Source organism: Qipengyuania flava (genome assembly GCF_019448255.1).
GTDB classification, from domain to species: Bacteria; Pseudomonadota; Alphaproteobacteria; order Sphingomonadales; family Sphingomonadaceae; genus Qipengyuania; species Qipengyuania flava_A.
Map to the genome: position 1 here is coordinate 1,359,194 of NZ_CP080410.1, position 17,555 is coordinate 1,376,748.

General features: G+C 64.1%; 16 protein-coding genes and 1 tRNA gene. 12 read left to right on the forward strand and 5 right to left on the reverse strand.

Annotated elements, in window-relative coordinates; translation table 11 throughout:
- Positions 1-163: 163 nt before the first annotated feature.
- The 4 genes from KUV82_RS06720 to rnd all read right to left on the reverse strand — a co-directional run bounded on the left by KUV82_RS06720 (position 164) and on the right by rnd (position 4,042).
- A complete protein-coding gene (locus KUV82_RS06720) occupies positions 164-1,051 on the reverse strand; it encodes an SMP-30/gluconolactonase/LRE family protein (protein ID WP_219956093.1) in 888 nt (295 codons plus the stop codon).
- Positions 1,048-1,839, reverse strand: a complete 792-nt coding sequence (locus tag KUV82_RS06725) for a phosphatase PAP2 family protein (protein ID WP_219956094.1) — start codon at positions 1,837-1,839, stop codon at positions 1,048-1,050. The genes KUV82_RS06720 and KUV82_RS06725 overlap by 4 nt, the downstream gene beginning before the upstream one ends.
- Positions 1,840-1,932: 93 nt before the next feature.
- Complete coding sequence (locus KUV82_RS06730) at positions 1,933-2,829, reverse strand: hydrogen peroxide-inducible genes activator (RefSeq protein WP_219956095.1); 897 nt, start codon at positions 2,827-2,829, stop codon at positions 1,933-1,935.
- Positions 2,830-2,839: 10 nt separating this feature from the next.
- A complete protein-coding gene (rnd, locus tag KUV82_RS06735; RefSeq protein WP_219956096.1) occupies positions 2,840-4,042 on the reverse strand; it encodes a ribonuclease D in 1,203 nt (400 codons plus the stop codon).
- A 177-nt stretch (positions 4,043-4,219) separates the two neighbouring features.
- On the opposite strand from rnd, the gene aspS reads away from it, so the two are divergent.
- The 7 genes from aspS to KUV82_RS06770 all read left to right on the forward strand — a co-directional run bounded on the left by aspS (position 4,220) and on the right by KUV82_RS06770 (position 10,141).
- Positions 4,220-6,040, forward strand: a complete 1,821-nt coding sequence (gene aspS, locus KUV82_RS06740) for an aspartate--tRNA ligase (protein WP_219956097.1) — start codon at positions 4,220-4,222, stop codon at positions 6,038-6,040.
- A 129-nt stretch (positions 6,041-6,169) separates the two neighbouring features.
- Complete coding sequence (locus tag KUV82_RS06745) at positions 6,170-6,406, forward strand: acyl carrier protein (RefSeq protein ID WP_219956098.1); 237 nt, start codon at positions 6,170-6,172, stop codon at positions 6,404-6,406.
- Between the two features lie 93 nt (positions 6,407-6,499).
- Complete coding sequence (fabF, locus tag KUV82_RS06750) at positions 6,500-7,759, forward strand: beta-ketoacyl-ACP synthase II (RefSeq protein ID WP_219956099.1); 1,260 nt, start codon at positions 6,500-6,502, stop codon at positions 7,757-7,759.
- A 1-nt stretch (position 7,760) separates the two neighbouring features.
- Positions 7,761-8,732, forward strand: a complete 972-nt coding sequence (gene mltG / locus KUV82_RS06755) for an endolytic transglycosylase MltG (RefSeq protein ID WP_219956100.1) — start codon at positions 7,761-7,763, stop codon at positions 8,730-8,732.
- On the forward strand, positions 8,729-9,259 hold the full coding sequence (locus KUV82_RS06760) for a 2'-5' RNA ligase family protein (RefSeq protein WP_258319872.1): 531 nt from the start codon (positions 8,729-8,731) through the stop codon (positions 9,257-9,259). The genes mltG and KUV82_RS06760 overlap by 4 nt, the downstream gene beginning before the upstream one ends.
- Positions 9,260-9,289: 30 nt before the next feature.
- Positions 9,290-9,973 (forward strand): Crp/Fnr family transcriptional regulator, encoded by a 684-nt coding sequence (locus tag KUV82_RS06765; protein WP_219956102.1) that lies wholly within the window; start codon positions 9,290-9,292, stop codon positions 9,971-9,973.
- A 91-nt stretch (positions 9,974-10,064) separates the two neighbouring features.
- Positions 10,065-10,141 (forward strand) — tRNA-Met (locus KUV82_RS06770).
- Between the two features lie 20 nt (positions 10,142-10,161).
- Here the strand turns inward: KUV82_RS06770 and KUV82_RS06775 are convergent.
- Positions 10,162-10,599, reverse strand: a complete 438-nt coding sequence (locus KUV82_RS06775) for a hypothetical protein (RefSeq protein WP_219956103.1) — start codon at positions 10,597-10,599, stop codon at positions 10,162-10,164.
- A 123-nt stretch (positions 10,600-10,722) separates the two neighbouring features.
- Between KUV82_RS06775 and KUV82_RS06780 the strand changes: the two genes are divergently transcribed.
- From KUV82_RS06780 to KUV82_RS06800, 5 genes are all read left to right on the forward strand, one after another.
- Positions 10,723-11,940, forward strand: coding sequence for a PQQ-dependent sugar dehydrogenase (locus tag KUV82_RS06780; protein ID WP_219956104.1), 1,218 nt, complete (start codon positions 10,723-10,725; stop codon positions 11,938-11,940).
- A 79-nt stretch (positions 11,941-12,019) separates the two neighbouring features.
- Positions 12,020-13,345: an APC family permease gene (locus KUV82_RS06785; RefSeq protein ID WP_219956105.1), complete on the forward strand. Its 1,326-nt coding sequence runs from the start codon at positions 12,020-12,022 to the stop codon at positions 13,343-13,345.
- Positions 13,346-13,548: 203 nt separating this feature from the next.
- The gene (locus tag KUV82_RS06790; protein ID WP_219956106.1) at positions 13,549-15,789 is read left to right on the forward strand and encodes a TonB-dependent receptor; all 2,241 of its coding nucleotides are present in this window, start codon (positions 13,549-13,551) and stop codon (positions 15,787-15,789) included.
- Positions 15,790-15,902: 113 nt separating this feature from the next.
- The gene (gene moaC / locus KUV82_RS06795; RefSeq protein ID WP_219956107.1) at positions 15,903-16,379 is read left to right on the forward strand and encodes a cyclic pyranopterin monophosphate synthase MoaC; all 477 of its coding nucleotides are present in this window, start codon (positions 15,903-15,905) and stop codon (positions 16,377-16,379) included.
- Positions 16,376-17,554 carry a molybdopterin molybdotransferase MoeA gene (locus tag KUV82_RS06800; protein WP_219956108.1) on the forward strand — a complete coding sequence of 393 codons (1,179 nt, stop codon included), beginning with the start codon at positions 16,376-16,378 and terminating at the stop codon, positions 17,552-17,554. The genes moaC and KUV82_RS06800 overlap by 4 nt, the downstream gene beginning before the upstream one ends.
- Position 17,555 lies beyond the last annotated feature (1 nt).

A 17,555-nucleotide genomic window follows, 5' to 3' on the forward strand; every position in this document is an offset into this window, starting at 1 on the left:
GTGTAGAGCGGTATCTCATGGTCGGCGACGATGTAGCGGGACGATGACGCCGGCATGTGCGCGTCGCAGCCGGCAGAATGGACGGGAACGCCAGCCCTACCGAGCGAGCGCACGGTGCCCAGAAAGGCGTTTGTATCGGAACCGAAGACGAGGACGGGCGCGTTCACGGGCTCGAGGCCCCTGCCACAGAACCGGGAACGAGCCGGACGATATAGCCTTCACCAGCGTCGAGATCGGACTGGATCGAGACGTAGATCGTTCCTTCAGCAGTCGCGGCGACACCGTTGATGTTGGCGAAGTCGCCAAGGAACAGCGCCACGGTTTCCGGGGGCTGGTCGCGCTCCATCCGGTAGAGCCGGCCATTGTGGCTGTCGGTGATCCACAGGACGTCGCCGGCAAGCGCGATCGACTCAGGCGAAAGGTCCGCAGGGATGGAAAGTTCGCGCATCGCGCCCGCGCTGGAAATTCGGATTAGGCGATCTTCCCGGTTATCGGCCACCAGCAGCGATCCATCCGCAGCGCGAACCATGCTTTCCGGCTTGGCAACGCCCCAGCGGCGGCCTTGGAACGGTTCGGTCTCACCTGTTGGCAGAACACGGAGGATGCGCTCGGATTCGCCGCTTCCGACCTCGACGCCGCCCTCGGGATCAACTGCAATTCCCTCGCTACCGGCAAGGATCGCGCCAGCGGCAACGCGCTCCGCTCCGCCGGCCTGCAACACACGCCACAGCCCGCCTGCGCTGTCGTCGGTGAAATAAAGCTGCCCGTCGCTCGCTATCCGCAAGTCTTCGGGCGACATGAGCCCGGAGGAGGCATCAGCCAGGGTGGTGAGCTGCCGCCCGTCCCATTTGCGGATGGCGGAGCCGCCTTCGTCTGCGATGTAGAGGCTCCCCTCATGCCACAGAAGGCCATCGGGCGAGGTGATGCCATCCGCGGTTTCGAGCACGGTCTCCAGCGCGTAGCCCCGGTCGTAAAGGACCACGGCGGCTTCGTCGCCCGGCGCAGAGCAAGCGGCAAGCGTGAGGGAGGCGAGGGCAGCAAGAGCTCTCATCGCGTAAGTATCCCGATAACGAGTTCGACCAGGCGCTGGAGGGTTTCCATGGCGCTCGCCGCTTCGACGAGGAGGAGGAACAGGGCAGCCTGGGCCCATCCTCTGTGCCGGTCTGCAAGAGCAGCGACCCGATCGACAAGCCCTCTGGCGGGCCCGCGCGCGACAAGGACCGTCACGGCCAGGATGACAAGTCCGGCCAGAGCGCCGGCGGCCATGTCGCTTGGCCAGTGCATTCCGGTCGCCACGCGGGGAAGCAGGATGCCTAGAAAAGTCCAGCCCAGCGCGAAGATGCCGGCCGAGCGCGTGGCGAGGAAAATGCCCACCGCGAAGGCGACGAACAGGGCGGCGTGGTCGCTCGGGAAGGAGGCAAGATCGTTATTCGCAACGCGGCCCGCGCGCGCATCGGCCGCCAGACGGGCTGCGAGGCCTGTAGCGGGCGGCGTGTACGCCACGCGCGGTTGAACATGAAGCGCGCCGTCTTCGTACATCACGACCTGCTCCGCCATGACCAGCGGACGGGGTGACATGTCGGTCGCGGTCGAAACGACTTTCATGAGCGGCGCGATCAGGAAGAGAGTGGCCAGCGTCACCAGCAAGGTGGCGCGGCGGCGCGCCTGAGTCTTGTCATCGGCGCGGTGCCACCATGCAAAGAGGAAACAGGCTGCAAGCGGCCCGCCCTTGATCACAGGGTTTTCCATCGCGAGCGCCATCAACGCATCGAGCGTGAAGCTCCGGCCAGCCAATTGGTTGGCCGCTTCAAAGAGCGTGATGTCGAGCGTTGAGACCATGGTCAGCGTTTAGCTGCCGCGAGGGTTTTGCAAAGGGGCGCGAGAGGCTGTGTCCCGCAATGATTCACACTATAGTTGCCCGGAGGTTTCCGCTCACCCAGCCCGCAATTCCTCGGCCAGCAATTCGAAGTCGTCGCGCCGTGGAGAGTTCTTGCGCCAGATCAGCGCAATCTCGCGCGTCGCGGTCTTGCTCTTGAGCGGCCGCGCGACGACCTCGGTTCCGGTTAGGATCCCGGCGTCCACGGCCATCTTGGGCAGCATGGTCAGGCCAAGGTCGTTGTCGACCATCTGGACCAGCGTGTGCAGGCTGGTGCCGATCATGGTGGCAGAGGCGCGCATTTCGGGGCGATTGCAGGCCGCCAGCGCATGGTCCTTAAGGCAGTGCCCGTCTTCGAGCAGGAGCAGGCGTCCCTCGTCGATCATGCTGGGCGGGACCGTGTCGGGCGGATCGCGCGGATCGTCCTTCGGGAAGGCAACATAGAGCGAGTCGTCGGCGATATGCGCTTTCTCGACTTCCCCCGTGGCGAAGGGGAGCGCCAGCAGCACACAATCGACCCGTCCATGCTGGAGCGATTCCACAGCATCTTGGCTGGTCTCTTCCCGCAGGAAGAGCTGTAGCTCGGGACGTTCTTTGCGCAGGCGCGGCAGGAAGCGCGGCAGCAGGAAGGGCGCGATCGTGGGGATCACGCTCATGCGCAACTGCCCGGCAAGCGGTTTGCCCGCGGCCTGCACGAGATCCGCCAGCTCTTCCGCTTCGCGCAGGATGCGGTGGGCCTTTTCCACCACTTGGTTGCCGAGCGCGGTGAACCGGACGACGCGCCGACTGCGCTCAACCAGCGTGACGCCGAGCAGTGATTCCAGTTCGCGAATCCCTGCCGACAAGGTCGACTGGGATACGAAGCTCGCCTCCGCAGCGCGGCCGAAGTGCCCGTGCTCGTGAAGAGCGACGAGGTACTGGAGCTGCTTGAGGGTGGGGAGGTAGGTGCTCACGCAGCGAGGCCTATTCCGCCGCCTGCGATTCGACCATGCCGGCATGAACCTCGTCGACATGGGTCATGAGCAATCGCCCGTCCTTCACCGCAAAGGCGAGGCGGCCTTCGACCAGTTCCAGCGCGTCCTTGCCGAACACGTCGTAGCGCCAGCCTTCGAGAATCTTGAGGTCGCGCACACCGGCCGCAAGCGCTTCCATCTCGTCGGCCTTGGTCAGCAGGCGAGCGGCGACGTCGATCTCGCGGGCGCGGATCTTGAGCAGCAGCTTGAGCAGGTCGGCAACCAGCGCGCCTTCCTTGCCGAGCGGCGCGCCGCGTTTCGGCTTGTCGGGCATCTCGTCCTTTGAAAGTGGCTCGGCCTTTTCGAGCACTTTCATCAGGCGCTTGCCTATGTCGTTGTCTTTCCACGCATTCGACAGGCCGCGCACCTTGGTCAGGTCCGGCTGTTTCTTGGGCGGATGGCTGGCAATATCGGCCAGCGTCTCGTCGCGCATGATGCGGCCGCGCGGGATGTTCTTGTGCTGCGCTTCGCTCTCACGCCAGGCGGCCAGTGCCTTGAGGCGGCCGAGCACGGCGGGGTTGCGGCCCGGCGAGCGGATGCGCTGCCAGGCCTTGCCCGCATCGTTGGCATAGTTTTCCGGATCGGCGAGCTTTTCCATCTCGGCATCGAGCCAGGCGCCGCGGCCGGTCTTGATCAGCTTCTTGAGGATGCGCGGGAAGATATTCGCCAGATGGGTGACGTCGCCGATGGCGTATTCGATCTGGCGCTCCGTAAGCGGGCGGCGGCTCCAGTCGGTGAAGCGCGCACCCTTGTCGATCGGGAAGCCGAGCCAGCTTTCGACGAGGTTTGCATAGCCGATCTGTTCGGACTGGCTGATCGCCATCATCGCGATCTGCGTGTCGAAGATCGGGTGCGGAGTCTTGCCGGTGAAATTATAGACGATTTCAACGTCTTGCCCGCCTGCGTGGAAGACCTTGAGCACGTCCTCGTTTTCGCACATCAGGTCCCACAGGGGGGTCAGATCGATGCCGTCTGCCAGCGGATCGATCGCGGCTGCTTCTTCCTCATTGCCGATCTGCACCAGGCACAGTTCCGGCCAATAGGTGTTCTCGCGCATGAACTCGGTATCGACGCAGACGAAATCGCTTTTCGCCAGGCGCTCGCACAGTTCGGCGAGCGGTTCGGTCTCGGTAATTAGGTCGTGTATTTTCATCGTTCTCAATTCTTGGTCGGGGCGGAGTGCCGCCCTCGGGCCCGATGGCCCAGATTCACAGCGCCGTCGCAAGCCTTGACAAAAACCCGCCGGTGCCCTGTTAGCGCGCGCGTTTCCTGCTAGAGGAGCGCGCGACGCGCCCCTAGCGCCATAGCTCCGAAAATGGAAAGATTTTAGATGCACGCCTATCGTACCCACAACTGCGCACAGCTGACGAAGGACAATGTCGGCGAAACCGTTCGCCTGTCGGGCTGGGTGCATAACAAGCGCGACCATGGCGGCGTCCTATTCGTCGACCTGCGCGACCATTACGGGATCACGCAGATCGTTGCCGACGAAGACAGCCCGGCGCTGCCGATCCTCGACAAGATCAAGCTGGAATCGGTTGTCACGATCGACGGTACGGTCAAGGCGCGCGCCGATGTGGCGGTGAACCCGAACCTGCCGACCGGCGAGATCGAAGTGTTCGCCCGCGATGTCAGCGTGCAGAGCCGCGCGGATGACCTGCCGCTGATCGTGAACTCGGCGGAAGACTATCCGGAAGAAACGCGTCTCAAGTACCGCTTCGTCGACCTGCGCCGCGAGCGCGTTCACAAGAACATCATGCTGCGCAACCAGGTGATCACCAGCCTGCGTCGTCGCATGACCGACCAGGGCTTCAGCGAGTTCCAGACCCCGATCCTCGGCGCGTCCTCGCCCGAAGGTGCGCGCGATTACCTCGTGCCGAGCCGTCTCCATCCGGGCCGCTTCTACGCGCTTCCGCAGGCGCCGCAGATGTTCAAGCAGCTGCTGATGGTCGCCGGTTTCGACCGCTACTTCCAGATTGCACCCTGCTTCCGCGACGAAGACCTGCGCGCCGACCGCAGCCCCGAATTCTACCAGCTCGACTTTGAGATGAGCTTCGTGACGCAGGAAGATGTCTTCCAGGCGATCGAACCGGTCCTCGCGGGCGTGTTCGAGGAATTCGCGAACGGCAAGAGCGTGACGCCTGCCGGTGAATTCCCGCGCATCCCTTACGCCGAAGCGATGCTGAAGTACGGCACCGACAAGCCCGACCTGCGCAACCCGCTGATCATCAGCGACGTGACGCATCACTTCGAGAAGAGCGGTTTCGGCCTGTTCGAGAAGATCGTCGGCACCGGCGGCAAGGTCCGCGTGATCCCGGCTCCGAACACCCATGAAAAGAGCCGCAAGTTCTTTGACGAGATGAACGAGTGGGCGCGCAAGGAAGGCTTTGCCGGCCTTGGCTACGTCACCCGCAAGGGCGGCGAGTTCGGCGGCCCGATCGCCAAGAACCACGGCACCGAAGGCATGGAAAAGCTCTATGCCGAGCTCGGCCTTGGCGAAAACGACGGCCTCTTCTTTGCAGCGGGCAAGGAGAAGGATGCCGCCAAGCTGGCCGGCGCTGCGCGCACCCGTGTTGCCGAGGTACTCGAGCTGATCGAGGAGGGCTGCTTCAAGTTCTGCTGGATCGTCGATTTCCCGATGTTCGAGTATGACGAAGAGGCGAAGAAGGTCGACTTCAGCCACAACCCCTTCTCGATGCCGCAGGGCGAGATGGAAGCGCTGGAAACCAAGGACCCGCTCGATATCCTCGCCTGGCAGTACGACATCGTCTGCAACGGCTACGAGCTGTCCAGCGGCGCCATCCGTAACCACCGCCCGGACATCATGTACAAGGCCTTCGAAATCGCCGGCTACAGCCAGGCCGACGTCGACGAGAACTTCTCGGGCATGATCGAGGCGTTCAAGCTGGGCGCACCGCCGCACGGCGGCTCGGCCCCGGGTATCGACCGTATCGTGATGCTGCTCGCCGACGAGCCGAACATCCGCGAAGTGATCGCCTTCCCGCTGAACCAGAAGGCGCAGGACCTGATGATGGGCGCTCCGTCGCTCGTCAGCCCGCGCCAGCTGCGCGATGTGCACATCCGCACGGTGGAGGCTCCCAAGCCCCAGGGTGCGGAAGCCACACGGGTCGACCAGAGCGGCGGGCAGTAAACCGGCCCACCTTCACATTCCCGGCCGGGCTTCCCACATGTGGTCCGGCCGGTTGCACTTGCCTAAGGGCGCTCCGTTCATTAGGGCGACAGGCAATTCCATAACCCCCATTTTTCGAGAGGGATAAAAATGAGCGATACTGCCGACCGCGTGCAGAAAATTGTCGTCGAGCATCTCGGTGTCGAAGGCGACAAGGTCACCCAGGAAGCCAGCTTCATCGATGATCTCGGTGCAGACAGCCTCGACATCGTCGAGCTGGTGATGGCCTTCGAAGAAGAATTCGGCGTGGAAATCCCCGACGACGCGGCTGAGAAGATCACCACCGTCGGCGACGCAACCAAGTACATCGAAGAGCACAAGGGCTAAGCCCCAGCTGCCTTCATGCCCGCCAGCGCGCGGGTTCGGACAGGCCCGACCCGCTAACTGGGCCGGGCCTGTTGTCTTTTTGCGGAGAATAGCATGCGTCGTGTGGTCGTTACCGGACTTGGCCTCGTCACCCCCCTGGGCGCCGATGTCGAAACCTCGTGGAAGAACCTGATCGCGGGTGAAAGCGGAGCGGGGCAGATCACCCGTTTCGACGCCTCGAACCAGAAGGCGACGATCGCCTGCGAGGTTAAGGCGAAAGACCACCCCTGGGGCTTCGATGCGGACAAGCGCGTCGACCACAAGGTGCAGCGCCAGGTCGATCCGTTCATCGTCTACGGTATCGACGCCGCTGGCCAGGCGCTCGAAGACGCCGGCCTTGCCGAGATGGACGATGCGCTCAAGCAGCGTGCCGGTGTGTCGATCGGTTCGGGCATCGGCGGCCTGCCGGGCATCGAGAGCGAATCGATCGTCCTTCACGAACGCGGCCCCGGCCGTGTCAGCCCGCACTTCGTCCACGGCCGCCTGATCAACCTCATCAGCGGCCAGGTTTCGATCAAATACGGCCTCATGGGGCCCAACCACGCTGTCGTGACCGCCTGTTCGACCGGCGCACACTCGATCGGTGATGCTGCGCGCATGATCGCGCTCGACGATGCCGACGTGATGCTGGCGGGCGGTGCGGAAAGCACCATCAACCCGCTGGGCGTGGCCGGCTTTGCCCAGGCGCGCGCGCTCAACATGAGCATGAACGACCGCCCGACCGAGGCGAGCCGCCCCTACGACAAGGACCGCGACGGTTTCGTCATGGGCGAGGGCGCCGGTGTCGTGGTGCTGGAAGAATACGAGCACGCCAAGGCGCGCGGCGCGAAGATCTACGCCGAGGTCGTGGGCTACGGCCTGTCGGGCGACGCCTACCACGTCACCGCTCCGCACCCAGAAGGCAAGGGCGCGGAACTGGCCATGCGCATGGCGCTCAGGAAGGCCGGGATGGAACCGGGCGACATCGATTACGTCAACGCCCACGGCACCTCGACCATGGCCGACACGATCGAGCTGGGCGCGGTGAAGCGCGTGCTGGGCGATGATCTGGGCGGCGCATCGATGAGCTCGACCAAGTCGGCCATCGGCCACCTTCTGGGCGGCGCCGGTGCGGTCGAAGCCATCTTCTGCATCCTCGCCATCCGCGACCAGGTGGTTCCGCCCACGCTGAACCTCCATAACCCGGACGACGGCACCGAAGGCGTGGACCTCGTACCGCTCAAGGCGAAGCAGCGCGAGGTGAAGGCCGCGCTCAACAACAGCTTCGGCTTTGGCGGCACCAACGCCTCGCTGATCGTCAAGAAGGTCGACTAAGGTGAAGAAGGCCGGGTGCCTCCTTGCGGGCGTCCTTGCGTTGGTCCTTGCGATTGGCGCGATCTGGTTCCTGACCGGCTGGTGGGGCGAGGCGGATGTCGAGGAGGACACGAACTTCATCGTGCCTTCCGGCGCAAGCCTCACCTCGGTTGCCTCCAAGCTGGAAGACGAAGGGCTGATCGGCAGCGCCGACGGTTTCCTGCTGCGCGCCAAGATATTCGGCTCGTCCGATCCGATCATGGCGGGCGAGTTCCTGCTCCCCGTAGGCGCGAGCAACGCTTCGATCTTGCAGATTTTCCAGAGCGGCGATGTCATCCGGCGCTTCGTCACCATTCCCGAAGGCATGCCGTCGATCCTCGTGCACGAACGGCTGATGGCCGAGGAGCTGCTGACCGGCGAGATTCCCGTACCGATCGAGGGTTCGGTCCTTCCCGACACCTACGATTTCGAGCGCGGCGAAGAACGCGCGGCGGTGCTCGCGCGGATGCAGGCGGCTATGCAGAACTACCTCGCCGAAGCCTGGCCCAAGCGCGCATCGGACATTGCGGTCGACAATGTGCGCGATGCCGTCATCCTTGCCTCCATCGTTGAGAAGGAAACCGGCAAGCCCAGCGAACGGCGCATGGTCGCCGGGCTCTATTCCAACCGTGTGAAGGACGGCATGCTGCTCCAGGCCGACCCGACGATCATCTACCCGATCACCAAGGGCAAGCCGCTGGGGCGACGCATTCGCCAGTCGGAAATCGCCGCAATCAACGATTACAACACCTACACCATGGTCGGGCTGCCCAAGGGCCCGATCACCAACCCGGGGCGCGAGGCGATAGCTGCAGTGCTCGATCCGGCGGAGACCAGCGCGCGCTACATGGTGGCGGATGGCACTGGCGGGCATGCTTTTTCCGAAACGCTGGAAGAGCACAACCGGGCGGTTGCCAAGTGGTTCGAAATACGCCGCCAGCGCGGGGAAATGTGAGCAGCGCGGGCGAGGCTCCGCTGATCGTTACCGCGCAACTGCCGCGCGATCTCCACGCCCGTTTCACCGCCCTGCGGACGGCGCATTTCCCGCCTGAGCGCAACTACCTTGAAGCGCATGTCACGCTGTTCCACGCGCTGCCCGCGATGTGCGAAGGCGAGGCGCTGACGCACTTGAAGCGGCTCGCCACCGAGTTCGCGCCCGTTGCCGGACAGGTCGAAGGGCTCATGCCGCTTGGCGGGGGTACCGCGATCAAGCTCCATAGCCCCGATATGCTCGCCCTGCGCAGTATGATCGCCGAGCATTTCCGCGGAATGCTGACCCAGCAGGACCAGCACATCCCGCGGCTCCATGTGACGATCCAGAACAAGGTTACGGGCAAGGAAGCCAAGGCGTTGCAGGCAGCCCTTGCCGGGACGATCGCGCCGCAGGCCTTCGCCTTTCGCGGGATAGAGCTCTTCCGCTACCGGGGCGGGCCGTGGGAGCCGGTAAAGGCGTTTGCATTTCGGGGAAAAGGCGCGCCATAACACGCTGCAGAGCTTTTGGGGGGAGAAGCCATGGACTCGCTGTCGAGCATGTTGATCTACGGGGCCGCTCTGGTCGCGATCGTCGCCATGGCGGCGACATCGATCCGGCGCATGCGCTACGCCCTCCTGGTGGCTGGTCTGGGCGCCTTGGGGCACTCTATCCTTGGCGGGCAGATTGTGTGGGCAATCGTCACCTTCTTCTTCGTCGCGGTGAACGCAGTGCAGATCGCTGTGTTGCGGCGCCGGGCCAAGCGCGGATCCATGCTGGAGGAAGAGCTCGGCCTGTTCGATCGCATGCTTGGCATCGAGGACCCTGCGCGCCAGCAGCGCCTGCGCGATCTCATGGAGTGGCGCGATGTGGAGGAGGGCGAGGTGCTGATGACCCAGGGGCAGACCAATCCGCCGCTCGTTTACGTCGCGCGCGGATCGGCGCGGGTCGAATGCGATGGGAAGACCGTGGGCCTGTGCGGCGCAGAGGAGTTCCTTGGCGAGATGAGCCTTGTTTCGGGCCAGACCGCGTCGGCCACGGCAATTGTTGCCGAACGCTCGCGCATTGCGACCTTCGACCGCGATGCTCTGGCCCAATACGCCCGCGCGGTGCCCGAGGTGGATACAGCGCTGACGCACGCGCTGAACCGCGGTCTTGCGGCCAAGGTCCGGCGCATGAACGACGCTGCATCGGGCGGTGGTCAAGAAAACTCTGGCGAGGCGTAATTGCGCGGTTGACCGCGTGCCCGCATCGCCCTAAATGCGCCGCCTGCCGAGCGGGCGGTTCCACCCAACGCGCCCCGGCAAGCCTCTTTGGGGCGGAGTAGCTCAGGTGGTTAGAGCAGCGGAATCATAATCCGCGTGTCGGGGGTTCGAGTCCCTCCTCCGCTACCAAATCCCATGACCTTCTGCAGTCAATTCGCGGCGCCTGCGCGCTGCCCGGCGATCTTTGCGAAGATCCATCCGCCGACGCCTCCGGCAAGGACCTGCGCGAGGAAGCCCGCTGTCGAGCGCGCGCCGCTGATGGGGACAGTCTGGAACTGCATCCACATGAGACCCAGAGCCGTCGCAATAGCCGCAGCACCGGCTACCGGATAGGCCACGCGGGCGAGGCCCGGCAGGAAGCGCCGGACCACGGTCGCAATCAGGAATCCGAGCAGAAACGTCACCAAGATGATGACGAAATAGAGATACATGTTGGACACGTCAAAGGCTGTCATGTTGAGCCGGTCCGAGACGCTGATCGGCACGCCGTGCGCGTTCATCACGAATTGCGAGTTGACGATTACGCCCAGCACATAGGTGCCAAGTGCGGCGGCTATCAGAGCGACAATCCAGCGCAGTATCGTCATTTGCGGTCTTCCCTTATCCGTAGGGTGCTTGATGCTACGCCGCTGCCATCAAGTCCAGAGGATGAGGTAGACAAAGCCCGGCAATCGCTGGATACCTCTTCGAGCACTGCAAGAGGAATCCCGATGCGCCTGCTTCCGTCAATGCTGGGAATTACGGCCAGCCTGTTACTGGCTGCATGCTCGAACCAGGGCGCATCGGATGCGGGCGAGAAGACCAGCCAGCTCGCCGGGCGCGTCGATGCAGGCGAGATCGAGTACGCGATAGAGACGGTTGCGGAAGGTCTCGATCACCCATGGTCGCTCGCATTCCTGCCCGACGGCGACATGCTGGTGACCGAGCGTACCGGAAAGCTCCTGCTGGTCGGCGCGGATGGCGCAAAGCGGCTAGTTCGCGACTTCAACGACAATGGCGATTTTCCCGATGTCCATTACGGCGATGGCCTGCAGGCGGGCCTGTTCGACGTGGTGTTGCATCCCGAATTTGCCGAGAACAGCCTCTTCTACGTCTCCTTCGCCGGAAAGGCCGGGGAAGGCGAGAACACGCTGTTCCTGATGCGCTTTCGCTATAGCGATGGCGAATTGACCGACGGCGAGCAGCTTTTCGCGGCGTCGCCTGCGCGCATCCAGGGCAACCATTACGGCGCGCGTTTCGTTTTCTTGCCCGACGGCACGCTGCTGATGCCGGTTGGCGATGCCTTCCACTTCCGGGAAGAAGCGCAGGAGCTCGACAATCATTTCGGCAAGATCGTGCGCCTCAACGACGATGGCAGCGTTCCGGCGGATAATCCCTTCGTGGACCAGGATGGTGCGCTGCCGGAGATCTGGTCCTACGGCCATCGCAACCCGCAGGGGATCATCCTCACAGAAGATGGCCGCGTGCTGGAAAACGAGCATGGCCCGGCAGGCGGCGACGAGATCAACCACATCACCCGCGGCGCGAATTATGGCTGGCCGACCGTGACCTATGCGCTCGACTACTCGGGCGGGCGCGTCTCGCCCTTCGAAGCGCTCGAGGGGACCGAGCAATCGCTGGTCCATTTCACCCCCTCCATCGCGCCATCGGGCTTCGCGCAATACGCGGGGGAGGCGTTTCCGGACTGGCAGGGGGATCTGTTCCTGTCCGCTCTGGCGCTGCGCCATGTGCGCCATGTCGACATGAACGCCGACGGGTCGCTTGGCGAACAGCGTGAACTGTTCGGCGAGCTCGACGTCCGCTTCCGGGACGTGCGAACAGGACCCGACGGCTACCTCTACCTGCTGACCGAAGAGCCGGATTTGACGAGCCGGATCCTTCGCGTGGTGCCCATGGGGGGCGCGGCGGAGCAACCGCAGCCGGAGTAGCCGACGCCGTCGAGGGCGGCGCGAAATCTCTTTACACTTCCCATGTTTGGCCTAGCCTCATGCTCTGGGGTCGTGTCCTATGGGGGGACGGACTATCGGGTATGACCAGAAGCCGCCACGCGCGATAGGCCTCGCGGGCGCCGTCGTCATCAATCTCAACGCCGTGGTCGGTTCGGGCATTTTCGCCCTGCCAGCGCTGCTCTTCGCCGCCGCTGGTACGTTTGCGCCCTACGCCTTGCTGGTGTTCGCCTGCTTCTACGGCTGCGTCATGGCGGTCATCGCCAAGCTGTCGACGATCTTCCGGCAGTCGGGCGGGGCGCAGCTCTACGCGCAACACGCCTTCGGGCCCGCCATCGGATTCCAGGCAGGATGGCTCGCGCTCGTGACCAACATGATTGGCGCATCGGCCAATTTTCACGTGCTCGTGTCCTATCTAACGGCGGTCTTTCCTTTCTTCGCCGATCCCGTCGTACGGCTGGCAACGATCGCAGCGCTGATCCTGCTGTTCACTGCGATCAGCATCAGCGGCACGAGCCGCTCCATCGGGGCGATCAAGCTCGGCACCGTCCTCAAGCTGGCGCCGCTCTTGCTGCTCTGCCTGCTCGGCTTTGCACAGAACGGCTTTCCGACCGAAGTCAGTCTTCCGGTGTTTTCCGAGTTTGAAACCATCGCGCTCCTGCTGGCCTTCGCGTTTTCGGGCGCGGATGTAGCGGTCGCCGCGGCCGGCGAGACCAAGGAACCCCGCAAGACCTTGATGCGTGCTATCTTCCTCAACCTTGGCGGGGTGGCGGTCATCTACGCATTGGTGATGTGGGCCTACATCGCGATCGGTGCCGATTCGACCAATCAGGACACGCCGCTGGCCGCCGCTGCTGAAAAGGCCATGGGTCCGGCAGGTACGCTGATGATTAGCGTTGCCGCGATTTTCTCGGTCGCAACGTTCCAGTTGAACGTGTTCGTCGCCCTTCCGCGCATCGCCTACGGCATGGCGCGGCGAGGGCTGATGCCGCATTTCCTGGCCTACGTCTCCCCTCGCTTCGAGACGCCGATTGCCGCCATCGCAGCCTATGGAATGGTGGTTACCCTGCTTGCCTTGTCGGGCAGCTTTACGCTTCTCGCGACGCTGATGGTGAGCGTCGAGCAGATCCTGTTCGCATCGAGCATCACCGCGCTTATCGTCATGTGGCGGCGCAACGATGCCGGGCTTCGAGGGAGCATGGGCGCGCATTGGCTGATCATCATTGCGATCGCCATTTGCTTCGTGCTGTGGCTGTTCTCGCAAGTGCCTTGGGACACGGTGCTTCCCACGCTTGCCTTCGTTGCCTTCGGCTTCCTGCTTTATGCGGCTTCGCGCAAAAGCGCCGTTGTTCAGGACGGGATCGAATTGCCGAAGGGGCGCACTTAGGCAGACATTTCATCTCACAGAGTTCAACCGCTGGACTCATGGAAAATCTCATCTTCGCAGATGCTTGAATTTAGAGCTTCAGTAGCGGGGTGATCAGCTGCGCGCTGTGGAGAAGTCGGACGAACGGATTTCGCACGGTCGAACAAGGACCTAGCCGACCACGGCGCCACGCCCCCCGGCGCGAGACATCAATGAGATCCTGAATGAAATCCTCCGGTTGCGCGGCCCTGTCGCTGGTCGCCTTGTGTGTTCCTGTCAGCGCCGCGGCGCAGAGTTCCTCCCCCGCTGAAGCGGACGCCGGCGAGACCATTGTCGTTACCGCGACCCGCCAGCCCATCGCGATCGATAAGGTGGCGGGTTCGGTTCTTCTTCTGGGCCCAACCGAGCTCGAACAGGCCCAGGGGTTCACGGGCGCGGAAGACCTCGCCGAGTTGCTGCCCGGAGTGGAGGCGGCGGTTGCCAATGGGACGCAGGTCGCCTTCCAGATCCGCGGGATCGGTGCGGTCGATCACCAGGCGCTGACCCCGACCGCGGCGGCCGTTTATTCGGATGGCGTCTTCCTCGCGACCAATGTGCAGACCAGCGCGCTGCTCTACGACCTGGAGCGGGTAGAGGTGCTCAAGGGACCGCAAGGCACGCTCTACGGCCGCAACGCCTCGGCCGGGGCAGTAAACCTCATCTCTCGCCGTCCCGATGCCCAGGGCGCCAATTACGCGCGCATCGGATACGGAAATTTCGACCGGTTCGATCTCGACGCCGCTTTTGGCGGTGAAATCGGCGAGAGCGCCTTTGCGCGCCTTGCTACCACCTATGTCCGGCGCTCGCCGGTTCTCGATAATGTTGCTGACCCGCCAGAGGCCGGGGGCGAGACCGAAGAGTTCGGCCTGCGCCTGTCGGCGTTGCTCGATCGGGGCGGGCCCAGTCTGCTTGTGCGCGCCCATTTCGAGCAAGACAGCGGCATCAACACCATGCCGCGCAACAGCGCGCTCGATCTCGGCAAGCACGAGATCCAGTCCGCTGGCGATGGCGTGCAGGACAGCGACAACGCCTTCTATGGCGCGTCCGCCGAATTCGTGATGCAGCTTGGCGAATGGGAGCTGTTCTCGCTCACCGCGTTCGAAGGCTACGACCAGAACTACGGTTTCGACTTTGACGGGACGCTGGCGCCGTTCGGTGTTGCGTCGCTCAACGCCAACCTTTCCTACGCACGCGATTTCGCACAGTTCTCCGAGGAACTGCGCCTCAGCCGCAAGTTTGGCGGGGCCAGCGTGCTGCTCGGCCTTGCCGCCTCACTTGAGGATTTCAGCCAACGCTACACGATCTGGTGCGGCGAGCTCGACCCGCAGACGCTCATCGGCAGCTGCAATTATGTCGGCGCGCCGGGCCGTGTGGGGCCGTCTCCCGCAAGCAGTGCGCCGGTGTCGACGTTGGTCACCGACATTGCGCAGGACCGCCTCTCGCTGGCGGCATTCACCTACAACACATTCGACCTGACAAACCGTTTGACCCTTACTGCTGGGCTCAGGCTGACGCATGAGGACATTCGCGGCGAAGGGCAGGGGGTGCACATCTTCCGCGACGGGGTGACCGCCTTCAACAACCGTGATGGGTTGGGCGCGGCCAAAGGCGCCAACCGCATCGAGACCACACGCCTGAGCGGCAACGCGGCGCTCAGCTACGCACTTGGCGGCGCAAACCTCTACCTCTCGATTACCAATGGCTACAAGTCGGGCGGCTTCAACGGCGAGGTCGCCAACAACGCGCTGCACTATGCGGACGAAGGGCTGTTCGGCGCAGAGACCGTCACAACCGTGGAGATCGGCGCCAAGGGACGAACCGGAGCGTTGCGCTATGCGCTGGCGGGTTTCTTCAACGACTACCAGGATCCGCAGGCACGTATCTTCGTCGAGTTCGCGCTGCCCGATGGTTCGACAATCGTTTCGAATTCCCTCTCAAACCTTGACGCCGCCCGGTCCTACGGGATCGAAGGGCAGCTTGGATGGAGCCCGCTGGCAGGGCTCGACCTCGATGTCGGCGCGGTGTGGAACCGTACCCGCGTTCGGCAGGACAGCTCCATCGGAGGGAACGCCGACATCTTCGACGGCAACCCCTTGCCCTTCGCGCCCGAATTCTCGGCCAATGGCCGTGTGCGTTACGAAACGCGTGTTTCCGAAGGAGCGCGGCTAGCGCTGAGCGCAAGCGGCAACTTCCGCAGCCGCTTTTACCTCGATCCTTCGGGCCTGATCGAACGCAGCCAGGGCGATGTACTGACCCTAGCCAGCCGCGCAAGCCTCGCTTTCGACGGCCCCGGGATCGAAGTGAGCATCTGGGGCCGCAACCTGACCAACCGCGACTACGCGGTCTCGGGCTATGGCTTCATCGGCTACAACACCTTCCGTTCCGAACCGAGGACCTTTGGCGGCGCGGTGAGCTTTGCGTTCTGACACCGAGTACAGTCGCACGCGGTGCGCTGGCCGGTGGGAGTTAAGGCCTCGACACGACCTCCACGCCATGCTCGATAGGCGTCCAAGCAGAAACTGGATCGAGGATCCGCCAAGTGGGCAAACTGACGCATATTGATGAAGCCGGGCAGGCGCGCATGGTCGATGTGGGCGACAAGGGGGCCACGGCGCGGCGAGCCTGGGCGAGGGGGACGCTCACCTGCGCGCCCGCAACGCTCGATCTGGTGAAGGCCGGCAAGACGCCCAAGGGAAGCGTTATCGCGACGGCGGAGCTCGCCGGGGTGATGGGCGCCAAGCGCACATCCGACCTGATTCCGCTGTGCCACCCGCTGCCCATTTCGCATGTCGAGGTCGTCATCGCGATGGACGAGATGCTACCGGGCTTCGCAATCGAGGCCTCGGTCCGCACCGAAGGCCGGACGGGCGTGGAAATGGAAGCGCTTACAGCGGTTTCAGTGGCAAGTCTCACACTGTTTGACATGCTCAAGGCGGTCGACAAGACGATGGTAATCGGAGGCATCGAGGTCACCGCGAAGGAGGGCGGCAAGTCGGGCAGCTGGACGCGCGGATGATCGCTTTCGACGAGGCGCAGGCGCTGCTTGAGGAGCGCGTTGACCCGCTGGGGCGAGAACGCGTTTCCCTCGATCGCGCGGCGGGTCGGTGGCTGGCGGAGGATGTTTTCGCGCAGATCGCGTCGCCACGGTCCCATGTCTCGGCCATGGACGGCTACGCGGTTCGCTTGTCCGATCTCGATCAGGCGCCCACGCTGCTTGTGGCGGGCGAGGCCCGGCCGGGACTGCCGCATACAGCTGCGCTAGGGGCGCGGGAAGCGGTTCGCATCTTCACAGGCGCTCCGATCCCCGAAGGCGCGGACTGCGTGATCATCCAGGAGTACGCATTGCGGGATGGCGGCACCGTGCGCTTTGAGGACGGGCATGGGCCGTCACGTCACATTCGCCGCATGGGGCATGATTTCAATGCAGGCGATCGGCTCCTGGCCAAGGGGGCGCGGCTTGATGGCAAGGCCTTGCTCGCCGCTGCGTCGGGTGATGTCGCCAAGCTGAGCGTCCACGCATCTCCCCGCGTGAGCTTGCTTGCAACGGGCGATGAGCTGGTCGCGCCGGGTGAAGCCCGCCGGGCGTCTTTCACCATTCCAGACAGCGTCACGCTTGGCCTCGAGGCGATGATTGCGGGGCAAGGCGGGCACGTGGTCCAACGCCATCGGGCCGCCGATGATCTGCCCGCGCTGGAGCGGCAGGCCGGTGAACTGGTCGAGAGCGCCGATCTCATAGTGGTGACTGGCGGCGCTTCGGTTGGCGAGCATGATTTTGCCAAGCCCATGTTCGAAGCCCACGGGCTCGAGCTCGTGTTCAGCAAGGTGGCGATCAAGCCGGGTAAACCGGTGTGGCTGGGCCGCGTGGGCAAGGTCTGGGTGCTCGGCCTGCCGGGCAATCCGACCTCCGCCATGGTGACGGCTCGCCTTTTCCTGCAGCCCTTGCTCGCGCGCCTCCAAGGCGGTGAGGGAACACTCGAATGGAAGCGTATGCTCCTGACCGAGCCCCTGCCGGCAACCGGGGACCGCGAGACTTTTGCGCGGGCGCAGTGGATGGAGAGGGGCCTCCGCCCGCTCGGCAATCAGGACAGCGGTGTGCAGGGCGGCCTTGCCCGCGCCGACTGGCTGATCCGCTGCCCGCCCGGGCAAGCTGCGCTGGCGGCCGGCGAAAACGTCAGCGCCCTCTTGTTCTAGC

What these genes read in the sequence shown, in the direction of transcription:
- KUV82_RS06720 (WP_219956093.1), bottom strand. Translation starts at nt 1,051, where the DNA reads ATGAGAGCTCTTGCTGCCCTCGCCTCCCTCACGCTTGCCGCTTGCTCT.
- KUV82_RS06725 (WP_219956094.1), bottom strand. Translation starts at nt 1,839, where the DNA reads ATGGTCTCAACGCTCGACATCACGCTCTTTGAAGCGGCCAACCAATTG.
- rnd (WP_219956096.1), bottom strand. Translation starts at nt 4,042, where the DNA reads ATGAAAATACACGACCTAATTACCGAGACCGAACCGCTCGCCGAACTG.
- aspS (WP_219956097.1), top strand. Translation starts at nt 4,220, where the DNA reads ATGCACGCCTATCGTACCCACAACTGCGCACAGCTGACGAAGGACAAT.
- KUV82_RS06745 (WP_219956098.1), top strand. Translation starts at nt 6,170, where the DNA reads ATGAGCGATACTGCCGACCGCGTGCAGAAAATTGTCGTCGAGCATCTC.
- fabF (WP_219956099.1), top strand. Translation starts at nt 6,500, where the DNA reads ATGCGTCGTGTGGTCGTTACCGGACTTGGCCTCGTCACCCCCCTGGGC.
- KUV82_RS06765 (WP_219956102.1), top strand. Translation starts at nt 9,290, where the DNA reads ATGGACTCGCTGTCGAGCATGTTGATCTACGGGGCCGCTCTGGTCGCG.
- KUV82_RS06775 (WP_219956103.1), bottom strand. Translation starts at nt 10,599, where the DNA reads ATGACGATACTGCGCTGGATTGTCGCTCTGATAGCCGCCGCACTTGGC.
- KUV82_RS06780 (WP_219956104.1), top strand. Translation starts at nt 10,723, where the DNA reads ATGCGCCTGCTTCCGTCAATGCTGGGAATTACGGCCAGCCTGTTACTG.
- KUV82_RS06785 (WP_219956105.1), top strand. Translation starts at nt 12,020, where the DNA reads ATGGGGGGACGGACTATCGGGTATGACCAGAAGCCGCCACGCGCGATA.
- KUV82_RS06790 (WP_219956106.1), top strand. Translation starts at nt 13,549, where the DNA reads ATGAAATCCTCCGGTTGCGCGGCCCTGTCGCTGGTCGCCTTGTGTGTT.
- KUV82_RS06800 (WP_219956108.1), top strand. Translation starts at nt 16,376, where the DNA reads ATGATCGCTTTCGACGAGGCGCAGGCGCTGCTTGAGGAGCGCGTTGAC.